Here is a 16,367-nt window from a genome sequence, read left to right as displayed (position 1 = left end):
TAATGCGCTTCAAGCGCCCTACATGACTGATTGCGGTAGAAGGCCATATCGATGAGACAACCAATTTTTCCGATGGACCGGACCGCCCCTACGCTATTTGTTGATTTCGATGGGACACTACACAGTGGTCACGCTGTTCTCAGCGCAGATGGTCACGTGTCTCTCGACTCTGGTAGACCGCTATTCGAATACGCGCCGCTGCTTGTCGCAATGCTTGAGCCGTACCCGTCCGTGCAAATCGTCCTTACGACGTCCTGGCTACGGACACTGTCTGTCGAGAAGGTCATCTCACATCTGCCGCCGGCACTTGCTCGAAGGGTTGTCGATACGACACAGGATGTAAAGGCGCGATTGAGCTACATATTGAACGGCTCCGAGCGCACTTATGTCATTGCCAGGTATGCGCTTGGACATGACTTGAAGAACTGGCTCGCAATTGATGACTCCGTATACGACGCCTATCACATCGGCAGCGAACCCGGCCAACTGACGCAGAACTTCGTTCTCCTAGACGCGGGACGCGGCATCCGCGATGAAGCAGCCCAACAGCGAATTAGAGATTGGCTCATTGGTGTACACAGGGACAACAGCTCCGGGTGACTCCTGAACACCTGGAGGGGGTATGAAAAATTCACGAACCATGACGGTTCTGGTTCGAGCATTTCTAACATGACACACGTGACCGAGGCACTGTTGATGCTCAAAGTAACTGTCGAAATTTGGCCGGGCGGACGCGAAAGCGGTCGCAGGGTATTGGCAACTGCAAATATTGGACGAGTCAAAAATGGCGCGCTCGCTGACTACCGAGTCGAACTGAGCGAGGAGCCGCACGGGAAAATCTGCGGGTCCCTGCAAGACTACCCGCGCTACTCCGTGACCTTGTGGGACCTGGTAGCTCGCGCAATTGCGGTCGCGCTGACAGGGAAAGAGGAACTGCCTCAACGCCCGCAGCAGCTCAATGTTCCAGTTCGCACCTCCTCCGGTAATACCCCGTATGTGCGACTCCGGGAAATACCGGAACCTGCGCGAAGCCTGTTCGAAAAACGCATGGTCTATTCGACACGTCCGGTAATTGAAGAAGACCCACAGCCCATGGATTGCGTGTACGCATGGGACTGGACCGACTTTTTGGCCGGACGCAGGTAGTGCCGTCGAAATTTGCCTGGCGAGCTCCAACGTGAAATGGCTACTCCGTTTTGCTTCATCGCAGAAGAATATCGATTGTGTTGCCAAATGGCTCGGCGGGTCCATCGCGGTATTCGGCGTGGTCCTCGTTCTCGTCATCCTGGTCGCCAAGATTTTCAGATAGTCGCGTCTGTTCGGCAACGGTATCGTCGCCGAACGGATGGTTTCGGGAGGTCCAAAGTGAACGTCGAAGAAGTGGCGAGATACCTGTTTGTGAGTCGAACCCACGTGGACCTACTCATCGAGCGCGGCGATTTGACTGGCGCGTTCAACGATAGTGGGCAGTACCTCATCGACGACGCGTCTATCGAACGTTACCGTGCACGAAGGGGAATCGCCAGCAAAGCGTACTTCGACTCGCAGGACGAAAGCAAAAGCCCACTTGGTATATGAGACGCGGCGCCCTGACGCGAGTTTCGCCTCCGACCAGAAGCGGGGTACGGCGTGTCTTACTGGCGACGATACCTGGCTGTTCGAACCAAGCGGCAATATGTTGCTGGTTACAGCCAAAATCGCGTTCTATAGGCGGAATGTTGCCTGTAATTTCAGGGTTAGAGCGACGCATATTGGAGAGCAAATCGTGCAAACATCGCGGCAGTCGCGAATGTGTCAAACGCCGGAAGAGATGGGAGCGGTCCTGGGAGAACGGCTCAAGACGCTGCGCGTACATCGAAATTTGGACCAGGTTACGCTCTCGGCGCGCGCCGGTGTCAGCGTACGGGCTTTGCGTAATCTCGAGAGCGGCAACGGTTCATCGTTACATACCCTACTGGTGGTCCTGCGCGCGCTCGGTCGCGAACAATGGTTAGAAACCATTGCGCCGGTGTCGACCATCAACCCGCTCATGCTAACGAGGAAGGCAAAAGCACGGCAGCGCGCGAGCAAACCGAGACGGTCCGAATGAAGTATCGCGTCATCACGGTGGACTCGCCTCCGGTTTTTCAACCCGGAAAGTTAAATTTGATTCGGGTCGCTCCTATAGACGGGCACTTTTGCCCGAAGCGGATTTTTTGTGAGCGCTGAGGTAAGTCATGAAATGGCTATTTCGTTTTGCGTCTTCGCAGAGAAATGTCGATTTCGTGGTCGAGTGGGTCGGCCGGATAGCTCTGGTGCTCGGACTAATAGCTGGCATCGTCCTTGTGGTTGCAATCATCCGGAGATGACTTTCGTTCCGGCAGGGTGCGGGTGATGTCTATGAAGGAGTTCAGATGCCAACCTATGACGAGGATGTCTCCGCGTGGGCTTTTGAACAAGCTCGATTTCTGCGGGAACGTCGTTTCGACCTCCTGGACATCGAGCACCTTGCCGATGAAATTGAAGATGTCGCGAAGGCGGAACTGCGTGAGCTCACCAAACAGATGTCGGTCCTGCTCGCCTATCTACTCAAGTGGCACTACCTGCCAGCCGAGTGCACAGGCAGTCGTTCGGCAATGATTGAGGCTCGACGGCTAGATGTTGCCGAAATTCTGGACGACTCACCGAGCCTGCGAGCTCGGATTGATGAACCCCGAACTTCCCAGTTGATATGGGAGGACGCACTCGCTCAGGCGGCGATTGAAAGCGGACACGATTCGTTCCCATCGGAATGTCCTTGGGCTATCGACGACGTTCTTTCTGAGGGCTGGTTGCCAGACACCGCCTCGAAGCTTCGCCGCGTGGACCTGAGGGCCTTGGCATTCAACATGGACGCAACGTTTATACGCGTTGGCGGAAAAGGTGGTGCACGCATCCGCTACCGCCGAATTAATGTTGGGCGCCTTACCAAAGGCCTCAAAGCCAAAGCGGGGGCCATAATTTCGCGTATGGCACCGATGTTTTGCATGCTCGCGCCCGATGTGGTGGATACGATTCTCACCATGCCATCTGGGCCGCTCGGACGTTTGGTCAAAGCGAAGGTCCGTCGCGCACGAACACCGAAACACACTCGAGGATTGGTTAAGCGTCGTCCAGCAAGTACTGTCTTTCGTATCCGGGACAATCAGCGCTGATGGACCAATCCACTTCAATGCCGGATATCAACTCATCGTGAAACTTGCGATATCAACGAAGGAGGCGAAGTGACCCAAGTCTTTGCATGGGGCTATGTGGGATGGATGACGCAGCGGGCCTCGGGCTATTCGTTGTCGGGATACATCGACGGCCGGGATTTTGACGTTGTCACGGACTTGCCGCAAGAGGCTGAGAGGGAATTCACTCACGCAGCACGTTCGGCGTGGTTGCGCCGCAAAGTTCGGGTTCTCCGGGGGCTGCCCGCTCGGGAGTCTCAGCCCGTCAATTCGCTAGATACGTACCATGAAATTTCTCTCAGAGAGATTTTCGTGGCTGTCGTGACCGCGTTATGGAGCCGTGTATTCCGGTGACCGACTCATCAACAATCGGATGAAAGTGCGTAAATTCAAGCGTGCGCGCAGCCGCATCACGCTCGGTCCCGCATACTTACTTGGTGACGAAGCGGTGTGTCCAGCGAGTGCTGTCTGTATGAGGAAAACCATCTCACCGCGCTAGCCGTGGCCTTCGACCCACGCGCGACACCACGAGAGGTCTGTCATTTTGGTCACCTGTGTTGTTTGAGGCTGCATTTGCCTTCCGGCTACACGGCTGCTACGCTGACTCTGTGGTTTACACGAGGGCGGCGCAACTATTGGCATGGGATGCAATATGGCTTCGTATAAAGAATTGCTAGTGCAAAGGATGCTCTTGGATTTTTCGTCTAACTCACAAGCGACGCCTGAGTGGAGCATCAAAGAAATTAGTGCATATCTTAAGCACACGTCCATAACGCAAACTCGGGCTTATATCGCTCGCATATTTGGTGTGGACGGAACTTCAAGCTATTTGGGAGGGCAGAATGGCGAGAAAATTAAAAGATGGTTGTCTGACGTAGGCATTGCCGCTCCCTTTGAGGAGCTTTTCCTCATTGACGTCTCCTGCCATTGTGGCGCCGTTTGCTTCACCGTCGACGTCGCGCCCGTTGAAGTCAACGCGTGCGAATGCTCCATTTGCTGGCGATACGGCGCACTGTGGGCGTACTATGACGAACCGAGCGTCACGTTCCCCGCCGACAACGACTCGACCGACACTTACACTGACATGTGCAATGAGCACAGACTCGAATTTCATCGATGCAGCTTTTGCGGCTGCGTCACGCACTGGCGCGCGGTCGATGGAAGCCAGCCACGCATCGGCGTCAACGCACTCATGATGCCGCCCGACCTCATCGCAGAGGCACGCTTTTTGCGCAACGGTCAGCCGGCTGAGTGAGTTCCAACGAAGCGCCGAAGCTCGCGACCGTTGAAGGCCGGGAGGTGTAGCGATTTGGAGTATCGATTTATCCTCTGAGCCGGCCTGCCCGATTATCCAGCGCCATAAAAGGGACCCGCTTTTTAGGCGGGCAAGCCATGTGGAGCACATGCAGGCGAGCTGCCCGTAGTTTATCCGTCCCACGTAAGCGGGGTGCAGTGTTGAATGTAGCCGCTATCAGACTTCTGTTTGTTCCTTTCGACCCGACGTTGACAGGTCAGTCAGCAACCACTTTGCCGCGACGTCAGGTCCGGTCATGCCGTAGTCGGCAAACTTGAGTTCGCTGTCGTGGTAAGCGATTACGCTAGCGGACACCGCGCACCGACCAAACGTGTGTTCTGTGCGCTCACAGCCCAAACGCAGTTGTTTCAGCGACTTGCATTGCTTCGTGGCGAGTTGTCCACAGCTTTGCGAACAGATTCTGTGGACAACTCGACGACCTTAATCGAGGCGTAAGAGGTTCAAAACGTGTTAGCCATGAGTATTCGCGGCGGCCCGTTATCGGGCGGCTCCCGATGTGGGTCTGAGCGGCAGGCGCGTCGCCATAAACGATGAAATGATGTGCGTCCTTGGTGCGCAAGGTCTCAAATGCCTCTTCAAAGCTCAAAAACTTTTTGCGCCCTGACGACATTTCGGTGTGGTTGCGCTTGAATTCAATCAATACAAGCTTCGCGTCGCTGGCGAAGATACCGTCCCCAGCCCGCTCCTCGACTCCCGACCGTGGCGTAGCAAAATCGACTAGGGATTTCATTTGCAAGATGAACACGTACTCGACCGTTTTCTCCCACCACGCGTAGTGTTCGGACATTTTGTTCTGATTCCTCTTCGCTGCGATGCACTGCTAGTACGTTGCATCGATGCACGGTGACCGGAGACTGGGCACCACTAGAGGCGACTCTTGCAGCCGCTCGATGAGGCGGGACCAATACCCTGCCCAACCAGCCGCTGTCCCTGCTACGCGCGCCGGGGACGTCTGGGCACGACACAGCACGACACAGCACGACACAGCACGACACAGCACGACACAGCACGACACAGCACGACACAGCACGACACAGCACGACACAGCACGACACAGCAAGGCATAACCGATGCGATGCGCCGTGCACCTGGAATGGACGGCGATGTCAGATAATCCTGAATACGCCGAGCCAGTTCGGTCAAACTCTTCAAATGAAAAGGTAAAATTTTCTTCGCTTATGTTTGAATCAGAATAAATTTCACAGTTATGTGAAATGAATATATTAATTTTCAGATAACTGTCAAATGTTGTGTGGTCTCGGTGGGCGCGCCGTATTTTTTATCATATGATTTTGCTCGGTTTCAGGTTTTTATAAAACGGGGCAATGGGGTATGGGTGCGCAGGACCTGATTTCAAGCATCACGAGCGGAGTGAGCCAGGTTGACCGCCTGCTAAAGCTCGACACGCCTGCCGGACAGGACGTGCTATTGCCATTGCGGGTCGCGGGTAAATCACGGCTTGGGCGTAATTTCGATTACACGGTGGACATCGCGTCGCTGAACGGGACGCTTGAGCTGAAAAGTCTCATTGCGAAACCGGTCACGCTGTGGGTACAGCAGGCGGACAAATCCTATCTGCCCTTCAATGGGCTCGTATATGCCGCGCGAAAACTTGGGGCTGATGGTGCGCTCAGCTATTACCAGCTGAAATTTTCATCGTGGCTCCATTTCCTGAAGTTTCGCAAGGACGCACGGATTTTCCAGGACCAGACGCCGGACGAGATTCTCGCAGAGGTGTTCAGCGCCCATCCGCAGGCCCAGGGCGCATTTCGCTTTGCAGTCCTCAACCCGGCGCCGGCCCGCTCGTACTGCACCCAGTACGAAGACGACTGGAATTTCGTGAACCGAATCATGGAGTCGGAGGGGTGGTTCGGGTATTTCGAGCAGTCTGCCAACGGCAACGCACATACGCTCGTTATCACTGACGACCTGTACTCAGTTCCGCCGTCCAGCCCGCAGTCCATCGACTTCTCTCGGGCAAATGTGAGCGGGGAATCTCTTGCACTCGGCCTGACAGTAAGAGAGCGCAGCAAGCCGGCATCGTTGTAACGTTCGAGCCCGGCGCAGCCCCCAATCTTGCCGCCTGAGTCTTCCGCTACCAGGAAGTCCACGAGCAAGGCTGCATTCACATCGGTGACCGGCAGTTCATTTTCTGCGAGCAAGGCTTTTATGACACCGAGGTCATCACTTCGTGCGGCACGTATCTTCATGGCGAATGTATCAATGCTGGACCAGGCGGAAGGAAATATCACGCTACGCTAGTCGCCGCGTGGCGGCTAACTCGGACAGCTACAAAGAACGCGATTGCTGACACTATCGAGATGAGGAACACTGTCCACTCGACGGCCACGTATCCGTGCGTGAAGCTCCAGATACTGGCTGCGGCAATCGGCGCTATGCCCTTCGCGACGTTTGACGGGAAGGAAAGCATACCGCTGACCGCACCGTAGCCTTCGGTCCACATCAGGTCCTGGACAATTGTGCCTCGCAGGATTGTCATCATCCCGTTCGCAGCGCCGTAGCAGAGTGCAAACAACCACAGCATCACGGCCGTGTGCCCAGCGCTTATTAGGACGACGGTCGACAGCGGAAAGAGCGTTACGACGATGATGCCGACCGTACTGACGTGCACCGTCCGGCCGAATGTGAACCACACCGCACGGGCGGCGACCTGAGCCGGACCAATTAGCGCCATGGTTGTGACCAGCACGACGTTCGAGACACCGCGCTCGACCATGAGCGGAACCAGATGAAATGTGAGTGCCGCAAACGTCGCGTAGTAGGCTGTGAAGCACACCGCGAGCGCCCAGAAAACTGGAGAACGGAGCGCGCGACGTGTGGCTGCGTCGTTGGCCAGCTTTACTGCACCATTGGTTGGCCGGGAGCCCGGGTCCGCGCGCGAGGAGCGAATTGCCAGCACATGGATAGGCAGGCAGATAATCAGGTTGAGTGCCGCAAGCACAACAAGCGATGTACGCCACCCGACCGAGCCAACCAGAAACTGGGTCAGCGGTATGAAGACCGTGCTGGCAAATCCTGCGACCAGCGTGATGAGCGTGATTTTGGTGCGGAAGCTTCGCGGGTAGCGGTGCGTCACAACCGCGAAGACCGGGTCGTAAAACGTGCCGGCCATTGAAATGCCGAGACCTATCCACGCGACGAAGAGTGCAGTCAGCGACTGCGCGTCGGCCCAGAGCAGCAGCATCGCCGACGCGATAACCGAGCCGACGGCCATCACCCGGCGCCCGAGTCCGTGGTCAATCCAGCGGCCGATGGGATAGGCAGCGAACCCGGAGACCAGCAGCCCAACGGAAAGCGCGGCGTTCGTGGCTGTCCGGCTCCAACCCATTGTCTGCTCCATCGGCACAACGAGAAGCGAAAAGGAATAGTAGACGGAGCCCCATGAGACAAGCTGCGCCAGCGCCAAGGCCCATATAACCAATCGGTCCTGGCTGTCTGCCGGCGCGTTGTCTCCGCTGGCGTTCTCGGTTCGACTCGACATCGTGCTCAATTTGTTCAGCCTCTCTACTTGCTCAAGTTAGGGACGATGCCTGTGCGAAATGCGCTGCAACAGAAGAAAGTTGCTGAGGCGAGCCTCTGCGCCAAACCAGCGGCGAGGCGCTCGGCGTTAGGACCTATCTGGGGCATGGCGACCAGGCCCTGCGCTTCGTTGACGGTACCTAAAAAGCCGATTCCCTCCCGATTGCAGAAATGCTCAACACGTTGCGAGACAAATTTCACGCGTACCCTTTGGAGCATTGCCGCCATTCCGCTTTTCTGACCCTGCGTTGACAATGCGACGAAGGATTTCAAACCCTCGTCAGCCAGACGATTGCGAAGTCTCATCAGGGGCGTTTCCCAGTCGCATGGTGGACGCCAACGGCCGAGTGCTTCCGCATTCATCACTAGCACCGCTGCAGAGGAGCCGCCCGTGGCAAGGAAGCGCGCTATCGCAAGGTTCTCGTCGACGGCAGCCGTCAGCGCAATGGCCGACGCCACGTAGCCGGTTTCCCGCTGAAATGCCGACGATAGCCCAGCCGCTAGTGCCGCGCTCCCGGATGCAGACTCAGTACCCTCATCCTTCGTTTTGTGTTGGCAAACGTCCGCGCGCTCATGTGCGGCCAACAGGATGAGTCCCTGCGCGGAGCCGCATTGCCACCCTCCCGATGCCGGCAGGAGCCATTCAGACGAAACCCGGTCATCGCAGCTCATGGCACCCCTCCAAAGATTTCATATTTCCAGAATACCGGAAATGTTGTAGAATGCAAGTAACGAGTGAGGGTTGGTGCTGCTGGGGCGGAGCGAAGCCGGCTGAATGCACCCAATGCCTCCATATACTTGGAAGTATCAAATTGCAGGGTAATGAAATGACAGTTCACGCAATCAAGGGCGACCAGACATTCCCGGCCGCCAAACCAGATTTTTTCGACACTGACATCGCCGCGCGTCTTGGAATGGAAGGCCAACCGCCAGTGCGGATACTGCTGCTCTATGGCTCGCTTCGTGAGCGTTCGTACTCGCGTCTGCTCGTTGAAGAGGCGGCACGGCTGCTGCAGACATTCGGCGCCGAAACGCGGATTTTTGACCCGCGTGGTCTGCCGCATGCCGACGATGTTGATGTGAAGAACCATCCGAAAGTGAAAGAGCTGCTCGAGCTGTCCCTTTGGTCGGAAGGACACGTCTGGTGTAGCCCGGAGCGCCACGGCACCATCACCGGTCTGATAAAGACACAGATTGACCATCTGCCACTGGTCAGCGGCGGTATCCGGCCGACGCAGGGGCGCACGCTCGCCGTCATGCAGGTGAGTGGCGGCTCGCAGTCGTTCAACTCAGTCAATCAACTGCGTCAGCTCGGACGATGGATGCGCATGTTCACCATCCCCAACCAGTCGTCTGTTGCCCAGGCTTTTGAAGAATTCGAAGAGGACGGACGGATGAAACCGTCGTCCTACTACGACCGGTTGGTCGACGTGATGGAGGAGCTCGTGAAGTTCACGCTGCTGCTGCGCGGCCGTGCCGGGTATCTCGTTGACCGCTACAGCGAACGCGTGAAAGAAGACCGTCCACTCGACCCGGCAACCGACCTCGCTTCGCGTGCAATTGCCGACTATTCCCCTCAGGAAGCGAAGGCGAGTAACCAATAAAGGACTGTGATGGCAACCCTGGATTCGAAGCTTGCAGTCAAGGCGCTAGCGGCGCTCGCGCACGAGACCCGTCTCGCGGTATTCCGCCTTCTGGTCACCGCCGGACGTTCGGGTATGAGTCCGGGTGCCATTGCCGAAAAGCTGGGCCTCCCTGCGCCGACGTTGTCATTCCACCTGAAGGAGCTCGCACACGCTGAGCTCATCGAGGGCAAGAGTCAAGGCCGGTTCATCATCTACTGCGCCAGCTATGACCACATGCAGACATTAATGGATTTCCTGATGGAAAACTGCTGCGCGGCGGAGCAGGCAGAGCAATGCGGCTGCGCGACCAACGAAACGGAGGCGTAAATGAAGCGATTTCACGTGCACGTTGTTGTCCCGAAGCTCGACGAAAGCGTGCGTTTCTATAGCAGCATGTTCGGCGCACAGCCCACCGTGCTCAAAGACGACTACGCCAAGTGGATGCTCGAAGACCCGCGAATGAACTTCGCCATCTCAGCGCGCGGTGGTGAAACGGGTGTCAATCACCTGGGCTTTCAGGTCGACAGTGACGAGGAGCTGACCTCTCTTCGCGAACAGGTTGTCGCGGGAAGTGTCACCGTCGAGGACCAGCCCGGCGCACAGTGCTGCTACGCAAGCTCGAACAAATACTGGACGCAGGACCCAGCTGGCGTGCCTTGGGAGACGTACCACACGCTTGGTAACATTCCTATATTCGGCGCTGACAGCCGACAGGCACCGGTGTCAGAGTCCAGTAGCGCGTGCTGCGCGCCCGTCACGGCCATCCCTGCAGTGATTGAGAAAAGGTCGGATGGTGTCCGTAGCGATTGACCGGCTATTAGCTGACATGCAGTGCATGCCTGGGGATGCGTCCACACCAGGCTACCGTCAAGGACACCGGCCGCTTTGCGCTTTCAACGAGAGACGAATCAAATGAAGTTGCTATGGATGACCGACTTGCATTTGATGAGCGGCGGCGAAAAGCATCGCAGCGGCGTTGACCCGGCGGTTCGCCTACGGGTATGCCTCGATGACATGTTGGCTGAGCACGCAGATGCTGCACGACTCATCATCACCGGGGACCTCATACAGCTGCGGCACACTGCAGCCTACGGAATGCTGGCCGAAGCATTGGCCGAAGTGCCGATTCCAGTGCGCTTACTTGTCGGAAATCATGACGACCGTGAAGCATTGGCCCGAGCGTTTCCGGCACTGCAGCTATCGAACGGCTTCGTCCAAAACGCCGAGCAACTCAACGGCTACCAACTCATCTATCTTGATACGCTTGCCGACAATAGCATGCACTCCGGTCAGCTGAGTGCTGAACGACTCGCGTGGTTGGAGACGACCTTGGGAGAGAGTCAGGGGCCGGCGTTACTTTTCATGCACCATCCGCCAGCCACCGTCGGAATCCCGGCACTGGACAAGGCCAGGCTCAACGACGGAGACATCGAACTCGCGCGAATCCTGCAGCGTCACCGTCATCGACAGCCTTATCTGCTTTGTGGCCACCTGCACCGAAATGTCTCTGGTGTGTGGAAGGGGACGCCGTTCACGGTCATGACCGCGCCCTACATCGGATTCGCTCTGCGCATGCAGGAGCAAAAGCTTGTCGCAGTTGATGAGAATCCGGGGTACGGCGTAATTTTGTGCAACGAGGAAGGCGTCGTGATTCACACGAACTCGCTTCGGAAGCGGGTGGACACGCTGGAGACTCTGAGCGCGAGGTAGTGGATGCTTCCGCGACAAGCTTGCTGGCTAACACTTCACCTTTTTGCGCGGTTTGCAGTCTGCCGATTCGACGCCCTGACAGCAGTTCTCCGTCAGAAAGTCGACCAGGCCATTCATCTGGTCTATCTCCGGCGCGTAATAGACGAAACGGCCCTCCTGGCGTGACGACACCAGACCCGCATGGGTGAGTTCCTTGAGATGGAACGACAGCGTGGCGCTCGCCAGGTCCAGTTGCTCCTGAATGACGCCGACGCTTAGTCCGTCGGGGCCGGCCGTCACTAGCAGCCGAAAAATGCCCAAACGCGTGGGCTGTGCCAACGCTGAAAGGGCTTTGATTGCGTCTTTTTCCTTCATGGTGCACAAGTCGTCGAAATTAACCGACGATTCTAAACCTATTGAGATGACAGAGGGACGACAACTCGTTTTCGGGCGTATTTCGCGCCAGCATGTGGCCCGCTGTCAGCCGGCACGCCGGGCTGCGCGTCGGTGCCTATTGATGCGGTTCACGGCGACCACGATAAAGTACCCGGCTCACCAGGGTGGCGATTGTCGCCACGGCTGAATAGCCGAGAGCCGCCGGCGTCAGACCGACAAAAATCAGGCTGAGGATGGCTGCAATTGCGAACGTCATCTGCACAACACCCAGTGCAAACCGGAGAATCCCCCAGACGATGTAGTGCTTCCTGCGCGAACCCAGGACGCGTCCGCCACTCCCGGCAGGTTGGGCCGTCCGGTGTTCACCCCCCGAGTCCTCCTGGTGTCTGACCGCTTTCATGTCGTGGAGTCCGTCCGGTTTCAGCAGCAATCTACGAAGTGGCAAAAGTGCGGACTGACGCTATGCCCCTTCAGCTACGCCGCATTCTCGATTCGATGTGGCAATGGCACTCGCGTAAGCCTGTAACCGCTGCCGCGTACGGTTTCGATGATGGCTTCACAACCTATCGGTTTCAGGACGGAACGGAGCCGTTTGATATGTTCATCCACCGTCCGTTCCGCGATAAACGCGTGGTCGCCCCAGACCTGGTCCAGGATGAGAGCCCGACTGTGGACACGCTCGGGGTACGTAAGGAAGAAATGCAGAAGCTTGAACTCGGTCGGTCCGGGATACGCGGGTAACTCGACGCCGTTTTCCTTGACGTAGACACGATGTGCGCGAGGGTCGAGAGTCAGACCATTTACGGTCACTGCATCATTGGTAAGTTGCGGCGCGCGCCGACGAAGTACGGCCTTGATACGGGCAACCAGCTCCTTGGGGGAGAAAGGTCTGGATACGTAGTCGTCGGCGCTTGCCTCATGGCTATCCAGTGAATCTTTCTCCTCGGAGCGCGCCGTCAGCACGATGACCGGGACCTCACGGGTCCGCGAGTCCGCTCGAAGCGCTCGAAGAAAGACCGGGCCAGATGTTTCCGGCAACATCCAGTCCAGGACGATGAGGTCGGGCAGCACCTCAGCTATCAGTGCGTTCGCAGCATCGACATCCCGCACCTGCAGCGGGTGGTATCTCGCGTGTTTTATGTTAGCGGCCAGTAGTTCAGCTATCGCTAGCTCGTCTACGACTATCAGAATACTGGCAGGCATTGCCTCTCCCTCTTCATTCCTGGGCACCTGGCGTTTCCCGCAAAGGACGTTTTCGGGAAACGTGTCTTACATCGGTGCCTTTGACGATATAGACGATAAATTCGGCGATATTGGTCGCGTGGTCACCGATGCGCTCGATAGCTTTCGCCACAAACAGGTAGTCGAGGCTGACCGAAATGCTCCTTGGGTCTTCTGTCATGTAGCTGACAAGCTTTCGTACGAAGGCACGGAATTCCTCGTCGATAGCATCGTCGTCCTGGACAATCCGGGCCGCCGCCTCGGTATCCAGCCGCGCGAATGCATCGAGTGCCCTGTGAATCATGTGAGAAGCCATCTCGCCGGAGTGTTTGATTTCAGCAATGTTGATGGTCCGCGCGGCGCTGGCCTCAGCGATGCGGCGCGTCCGCTTCGCAATCTTTCGGGCCTCGTCGCCCGCGCGCTCGAGGTTGGTGATGGTCTTGGAAACGGACATCAGCAGTCGCAGGTCGCGGGCGGCCGGCTGCCGACGCGCGATGATGTTGCTGACTTCTTCATCGATGTCAATTTCCATGGCGTTGAGACGGTGCTCGTCCTCAAGCACTCGTTCCACGATGGCCAAATCAAGCGTGTCGAGCGCCGCCATCGCCTGTGCAATCTGCGACTCCACAAGTCCGCCCATTTCGAGCAGCCTGGTGGAAAGCAGATTCAGGTCGGCATCAAACTGGCTGGAGAGATGTTTATCGGACATGGCCTTTTCTTAGCCGAAGCGCCCCGTAATGTAGTCCTCGGTGGCCTTCTGGGTGGGTTTCGAGAAAATGTGTTCAGTGGTACCAAACTCAACAAGCTTGCCCAGATGCATGAAAGCCGTGTGCTCGGAGACGCGAGCGGCCTGTTGCATGTTGTGAGTCACGATGACCACCGTGTAGTGCTTGCGTAGTGTGTGCAGCAGTTCCTCAATCTTGCCTGTGGCTACCGGGTCCAGGGCGGAAGTGGGTTCGTCCAGTAGCAGCACTTCCGGGTCGATTGCGAGTGCGCGAGCAATGCACAGACGCTGCTGTTGACCGCCTGACAGCGCGAGCGCGCTCTGGTCCAGCTTGTCTTTGACTTCGTCCCACAGGGCTGACTGGCGAAGCGCGAACTCCACCCGCTCGTCGAGTTCGCTGCGTGTGAGGGCCTCATGGTGCGTGATGGCCAGCGCGATGTTGTCGTAAATTGACATCGTGAAGGGCGTCGGCTTTTGAAACACCATGCCCACTTCCAGCCGCAATTCGTTCAGTTTGAAGTGCGGGTCAAGAATGTTCTTGCCGTCGAGCTCAACGGTGCCAGTCGCAATCTGGTCCGGATATACCGAGTACATGCGGTTGAGTACGCGCAGCAATGTCGACTTGCCGCAGCCAGACGCGCCGATGATGGCCGTGACCTCCCGGTCCGGGAAATCGACGTTGACGTCGTAGAGCGCCTGACGTCGGCCATAGTGGAAATTGAGTCCGCGCACACTGATGCGGGCGCTTGTCGTGCTGGCAGATGGCATCTTAACGGGAGGCATGAGCGCGATTGAAGAAGGTGCGGGACAGGATGGCCAGAGCCAGGACGAAAACCGTCATCAGGAACGCGCCGGCCCATGCCAGCGAGTGCCACGCGTCGTAGGGGCTCATCGCGTACTGGAAGATGACAACCGGGATGTTGGCGAGCGGCCCGTTGGGTGTTGTCGACCAGTACTGGTTATTTAGCGCCGTGAAGAGCAGCGGCGCAGTTTCTCCGCTGATGCGCGCCACCGCGAGCAATGCGCCTGTCACGATGCCGGCGCTGGCAGCCTTCAACAGGATGCGATAACTGATTTTCCAGCGTGGGATGCCGAGGGACAACGCGGCTTCCCGCATGCTGTCCGGAATGAGCTGCAGCATTTCATCCGTGGTGCGGATAACGACGGGCAGCATGATAATGGCCAACGCCACAGCGCCAGCCCACCCGGAGAAGTGGCCGACCTGCCGCACGATGAGTTCGTATGTGAACAGGCCAATGACAATCGACGGCGCGCTCAGAAGGATGTCGTTGACGAAGCGGACGATTGCGCCAAGACGCGTGCGTCGTGCGTACTCTGCCAGATAGATTCCTGCCATCAGTCCGAGCGGTACGCCGATGAGCGACGCGATACCAATCATAAGAAAGCTGCCGTAAAGCGCGTTGAGAAGGCCCCCCTGCTGCCCTGGTGGCGGTGTCATCTGCGTGAAGAGACTCGGGCCGAGTGCAGCGATGCCGTTAATCACGGTAGTCGCCAGAATCCAGAACAGCCAGAACAGACCAAATAGCGTCGAGAGGACCGACAGGACGAAGACAACGTTGTTTGTTATCCGCCGACGGCGGAACTTAGCCATGTCGAAGGTCGTGTCCATCATTTCGCTCCCTCCATGCGGTTCAGGCGCAGCAGTAACAGCTTCGCGAGTCCGAGAACGACAAAGGTGACAACGAAAAGGACAAAGCCCAGTGCGATGAGCGACGACAGGTAGATGGGCGAATCGGCTTCGGTGAACTCGTTGGCGAGGGTCGCCGCGATGGAGTTGCTGGGGTCCAGCAGCGAAACGCTCAGGTCGTGGGCGTTGCCCAGCACGAAGGTCACCGCCATGGTTTCTCCCAACGCGCGTCCGAGGCCCAGGAAAATGGCTCCGATAACTGCTGAGCGCGTGTACGGAAGAACCACTTTCCGAATCACTTCCCACCGGGTTGCCCCGAGCGCAAAAGCAGATTCTTTGAGCATCTGTGGGGTCGCGGAGAAGACGTCGCGCATCACCGCGGTGATGAACGGGATAATCATGATGCCGAGAATCAGGCCGGCGGGCAGCATGCCAAGCCCGATGGGTGCACCGGAGAATAGCGGACCAATCAGCCAGGCATTGCCGAGCGTGTTGATGAGCCAGGGCTCCACGTGGTCGGCGAGCACCGGTGCGAACACGAACAGGCCCCACATGCCATAGATGATGCTGGGAATCGCAGCGAGCAGTTCGATTGCCGTGCTGACAGGTCCCTTCATCCAGCGCGGTGCAATTTCCGTGAGAAACATTGCAATGCCGAAGCTGATGGGGACCGCGATGAGCAGCGCCAGGAATGAACTCACCAGCGTGCCGTAGATTGGAATCAGAGCGCCGAATTTGTGAGCGACCGCATCCCAATCGGTGCTGACGAGAAAATGCCAGCCGAACGTCTGGAATGCGAGCCGTCCACCCCACAGCATCGAGAACGCGACGCCAGATAGGAGGACCAGGACGAATATCGCTGCGCTAAAAGCCGCAAACCAGAACATGCGGTCCGCCGCCGAGTCGGCTAGCCAGCGCTTTCGGGCCCTGAACGTCAGTTCGGTTCCGAGGATGGTGCCTTTGCGGCGTTCCCCCGGCAACCCTTTGGCCAACTCTTCTGCAGTAGTAGGCATCAGCA

21 protein-coding genes are annotated in these 16,367 nt (G+C 57.4%); 11 read left to right on the top strand and 10 right to left on the bottom strand.

The genetic code is table 11. The annotated features are described in order from the left end of the window. The first annotated feature begins 51 nt into the window (after positions 1 to 51). The 6 genes from BLQ92_RS23220 (at position 52) to BLQ92_RS23190 (ending at position 4,446) form a co-directional block, all read left to right on the top strand. On the top strand, positions 52 to 600 hold the full coding sequence (locus BLQ92_RS23220) for an HAD domain-containing protein (RefSeq protein WP_090686879.1): 549 nt from the start codon (positions 52 to 54) through the stop codon (positions 598 to 600). A gap of 69 nt (positions 601 to 669) precedes the next feature. Beyond that, on the top strand, positions 670 to 1,146 hold the full coding sequence (locus BLQ92_RS23215) for a hypothetical protein (protein ID WP_244896669.1): 477 nt from the start codon (positions 670 to 672) through the stop codon (positions 1,144 to 1,146). Between the two features lie 219 nt (positions 1,147 to 1,365). Beyond that, complete coding sequence (locus BLQ92_RS40125; protein ID WP_090686878.1) at positions 1,366 to 1,578, top strand: helix-turn-helix domain-containing protein; 213 nt, start codon at positions 1,366 to 1,368, stop codon at positions 1,576 to 1,578. Positions 1,579 to 1,765: 187 nt separating this feature from the next. Beyond that, entirely contained in the window at positions 1,766 to 2,089 is a 324-nt protein-coding gene (locus tag BLQ92_RS23205) for a helix-turn-helix transcriptional regulator (RefSeq protein WP_244896668.1), read from the top strand. Between the two features lie 304 nt (positions 2,090 to 2,393). Next, a complete protein-coding gene (locus BLQ92_RS23200; protein WP_090686877.1) occupies positions 2,394 to 3,173 on the top strand; it encodes a DUF29 domain-containing protein in 780 nt (259 codons plus the stop codon). 670 nt (positions 3,174 to 3,843) lie between these two features. Then, positions 3,844 to 4,446 carry a GFA family protein gene (locus tag BLQ92_RS23190; RefSeq protein WP_090686875.1) on the top strand — a complete coding sequence of 201 codons (603 nt, stop codon included), beginning with the start codon at positions 3,844 to 3,846 and terminating at the stop codon, positions 4,444 to 4,446. 385 nt (positions 4,447 to 4,831) lie between these two features. Here BLQ92_RS23190 and BLQ92_RS23185 read toward each other — a convergent pair whose 3' ends face one another. Further along, positions 4,832 to 5,293, bottom strand: a complete 462-nt coding sequence (locus BLQ92_RS23185; RefSeq protein WP_090686874.1) for a hypothetical protein — start codon at positions 5,291 to 5,293, stop codon at positions 4,832 to 4,834. Between the two features lie 545 nt (positions 5,294 to 5,838). On the opposite strand from BLQ92_RS23185, the gene BLQ92_RS23180 reads away from it, so the two are divergent. After that, positions 5,839 to 6,555: a type VI secretion system Vgr family protein gene (locus BLQ92_RS23180; protein WP_090686873.1), complete on the top strand. Its 717-nt coding sequence runs from the start codon at positions 5,839 to 5,841 to the stop codon at positions 6,553 to 6,555. Between the two features lie 199 nt (positions 6,556 to 6,754). On the opposite strand, the gene BLQ92_RS23175 is transcribed toward BLQ92_RS23180, so the two are convergent. Next, the gene (locus tag BLQ92_RS23175; RefSeq protein WP_090686872.1) at positions 6,755 to 8,008 is read right to left on the bottom strand and encodes an MFS transporter; all 1,254 of its coding nucleotides are present in this window, start codon (positions 8,006 to 8,008) and stop codon (positions 6,755 to 6,757) included. A 23-nt stretch (positions 8,009 to 8,031) separates the two neighbouring features. Further along, a complete protein-coding gene (locus BLQ92_RS23170) occupies positions 8,032 to 8,718 on the bottom strand; it encodes a hypothetical protein (RefSeq protein ID WP_090686871.1) in 687 nt (228 codons plus the stop codon). 242 nt (positions 8,719 to 8,960) lie between these two features. Here BLQ92_RS23170 and arsH point away from each other — a divergent pair, with 242 nt between their 5' ends. The 4 genes from arsH to BLQ92_RS23150 all read left to right on the top strand — a co-directional run bounded on the left by arsH (position 8,961) and on the right by BLQ92_RS23150 (position 11,381). Continuing rightward, entirely contained in the window at positions 8,961 to 9,650 is a 690-nt protein-coding gene (gene arsH / locus BLQ92_RS23165; protein WP_425312491.1) for an arsenical resistance protein ArsH, read from the top strand. A gap of 9 nt (positions 9,651 to 9,659) precedes the next feature. After that, entirely contained in the window at positions 9,660 to 9,998 is a 339-nt protein-coding gene (locus tag BLQ92_RS23160; protein ID WP_087645399.1) for an ArsR/SmtB family transcription factor, read from the top strand. Continuing rightward, complete coding sequence (locus BLQ92_RS23155; protein WP_090686869.1) at positions 9,999 to 10,481, top strand: ArsI/CadI family heavy metal resistance metalloenzyme; 483 nt, start codon at positions 9,999 to 10,001, stop codon at positions 10,479 to 10,481. Positions 10,482 to 10,583: 102 nt separating this feature from the next. Further along, on the top strand, positions 10,584 to 11,381 hold the full coding sequence (locus tag BLQ92_RS23150) for a metallophosphoesterase (RefSeq protein ID WP_090686868.1): 798 nt from the start codon (positions 10,584 to 10,586) through the stop codon (positions 11,379 to 11,381). Between the two features lie 27 nt (positions 11,382 to 11,408). On the opposite strand, the gene BLQ92_RS23145 is transcribed toward BLQ92_RS23150, so the two are convergent. The 7 genes from BLQ92_RS23145 to pstC form a co-directional block, all read right to left on the bottom strand. After that, positions 11,409 to 11,735 (bottom strand): ArsR/SmtB family transcription factor, encoded by a 327-nt coding sequence (locus BLQ92_RS23145; RefSeq protein WP_090686867.1) that lies wholly within the window; start codon positions 11,733 to 11,735, stop codon positions 11,409 to 11,411. A gap of 136 nt (positions 11,736 to 11,871) precedes the next feature. Further along, entirely contained in the window at positions 11,872 to 12,012 is a 141-nt protein-coding gene (locus BLQ92_RS40120) for a hypothetical protein (protein ID WP_176860771.1), read from the bottom strand. Positions 12,013 to 12,230: 218 nt separating this feature from the next. Continuing rightward, entirely contained in the window at positions 12,231 to 12,959 is a 729-nt protein-coding gene (locus tag BLQ92_RS23135) for a winged helix-turn-helix domain-containing protein (protein WP_090686865.1), read from the bottom strand. Between the two features lie 13 nt (positions 12,960 to 12,972). Further along, a complete protein-coding gene (gene phoU / locus BLQ92_RS23130; protein ID WP_090686864.1) occupies positions 12,973 to 13,686 on the bottom strand; it encodes a phosphate signaling complex protein PhoU in 714 nt (237 codons plus the stop codon). A gap of 9 nt (positions 13,687 to 13,695) precedes the next feature. Then, complete coding sequence (gene pstB / locus BLQ92_RS23125; protein ID WP_090686863.1) at positions 13,696 to 14,484, bottom strand: phosphate ABC transporter ATP-binding protein PstB; 789 nt, start codon at positions 14,482 to 14,484, stop codon at positions 13,696 to 13,698. Beyond that, positions 14,471 to 15,334 carry a phosphate ABC transporter permease PstA gene (gene pstA / locus BLQ92_RS23120; protein ID WP_090686862.1) on the bottom strand — a complete coding sequence of 288 codons (864 nt, stop codon included), beginning with the start codon at positions 15,332 to 15,334 and terminating at the stop codon, positions 14,471 to 14,473. The genes pstB and pstA overlap by 14 nt, the downstream gene beginning before the upstream one ends. Beyond that, a complete protein-coding gene (gene pstC, locus BLQ92_RS23115; RefSeq protein ID WP_090687197.1) occupies positions 15,331 to 16,362 on the bottom strand; it encodes a phosphate ABC transporter permease subunit PstC in 1,032 nt (343 codons plus the stop codon). The genes pstA and pstC overlap by 4 nt, the downstream gene beginning before the upstream one ends. Between the last annotated feature and the right edge of the window lie 5 nt (positions 16,363 to 16,367).

This window comes from Paraburkholderia phenazinium, from assembly GCF_900100735.1.
Classification (GTDB): Bacteria; Pseudomonadota; Gammaproteobacteria; order Burkholderiales; family Burkholderiaceae; genus Paraburkholderia; species Paraburkholderia phenazinia.
Note: the sequence above shows the minus strand (reverse complement) of the source record. Positions and strands in the feature narration are given on the sequence as shown.

Coding starts and splice junctions, on each gene's coding strand:
- phoU (WP_090686864.1), bottom strand. CDS start 13,686: ATGTCCGATAAACATCTCTCCAGCCAGTTTGATGCCGACCTGAATCTG.
- BLQ92_RS23180 (WP_090686873.1), top strand. CDS start 5,839: ATGGGTGCGCAGGACCTGATTTCAAGCATCACGAGCGGAGTGAGCCAG.
- BLQ92_RS23150 (WP_090686868.1), top strand. CDS start 10,584: ATGAAGTTGCTATGGATGACCGACTTGCATTTGATGAGCGGCGGCGAA.
- BLQ92_RS23200 (WP_090686877.1), top strand. CDS start 2,394: ATGCCAACCTATGACGAGGATGTCTCCGCGTGGGCTTTTGAACAAGCT.
- BLQ92_RS23135 (WP_090686865.1), bottom strand. CDS start 12,959: ATGCCTGCCAGTATTCTGATAGTCGTAGACGAGCTAGCGATAGCTGAA.
- BLQ92_RS23185 (WP_090686874.1), bottom strand. CDS start 5,293: ATGTCCGAACACTACGCGTGGTGGGAGAAAACGGTCGAGTACGTGTTC.
- BLQ92_RS23220 (WP_090686879.1), top strand. CDS start 52: ATGAGACAACCAATTTTTCCGATGGACCGGACCGCCCCTACGCTATTT.
- BLQ92_RS40120 (WP_176860771.1), bottom strand. CDS start 12,012: ATGACGTTCGCAATTGCAGCCATCCTCAGCCTGATTTTTGTCGGTCTG.
- pstC (WP_090687197.1), bottom strand. CDS start 16,362: ATGCCTACTACTGCAGAAGAGTTGGCCAAAGGGTTGCCGGGGGAACGC.
- pstB (WP_090686863.1), bottom strand. CDS start 14,484: ATGCCTCCCGTTAAGATGCCATCTGCCAGCACGACAAGCGCCCGCATC.
- BLQ92_RS23215 (WP_244896669.1), top strand. CDS start 670: ATGACACACGTGACCGAGGCACTGTTGATGCTCAAAGTAACTGTCGAA.
- BLQ92_RS23170 (WP_090686871.1), bottom strand. CDS start 8,718: ATGAGCTGCGATGACCGGGTTTCGTCTGAATGGCTCCTGCCGGCATCG.
- arsH (WP_425312491.1), top strand. CDS start 8,961: ATGGAAGGCCAACCGCCAGTGCGGATACTGCTGCTCTATGGCTCGCTT.
- BLQ92_RS23175 (WP_090686872.1), bottom strand. CDS start 8,008: ATGTCGAGTCGAACCGAGAACGCCAGCGGAGACAACGCGCCGGCAGAC.
- BLQ92_RS23160 (WP_087645399.1), top strand. CDS start 9,660: ATGGCAACCCTGGATTCGAAGCTTGCAGTCAAGGCGCTAGCGGCGCTC.
- BLQ92_RS23155 (WP_090686869.1), top strand. CDS start 9,999: ATGAAGCGATTTCACGTGCACGTTGTTGTCCCGAAGCTCGACGAAAGC.
- pstA (WP_090686862.1), bottom strand. CDS start 15,334: ATGATGGACACGACCTTCGACATGGCTAAGTTCCGCCGTCGGCGGATA.
- BLQ92_RS23145 (WP_090686867.1), bottom strand. CDS start 11,735: ATGAAGGAAAAAGACGCAATCAAAGCCCTTTCAGCGTTGGCACAGCCC.
- BLQ92_RS23190 (WP_090686875.1), top strand. CDS start 3,844: ATGGCTTCGTATAAAGAATTGCTAGTGCAAAGGATGCTCTTGGATTTT.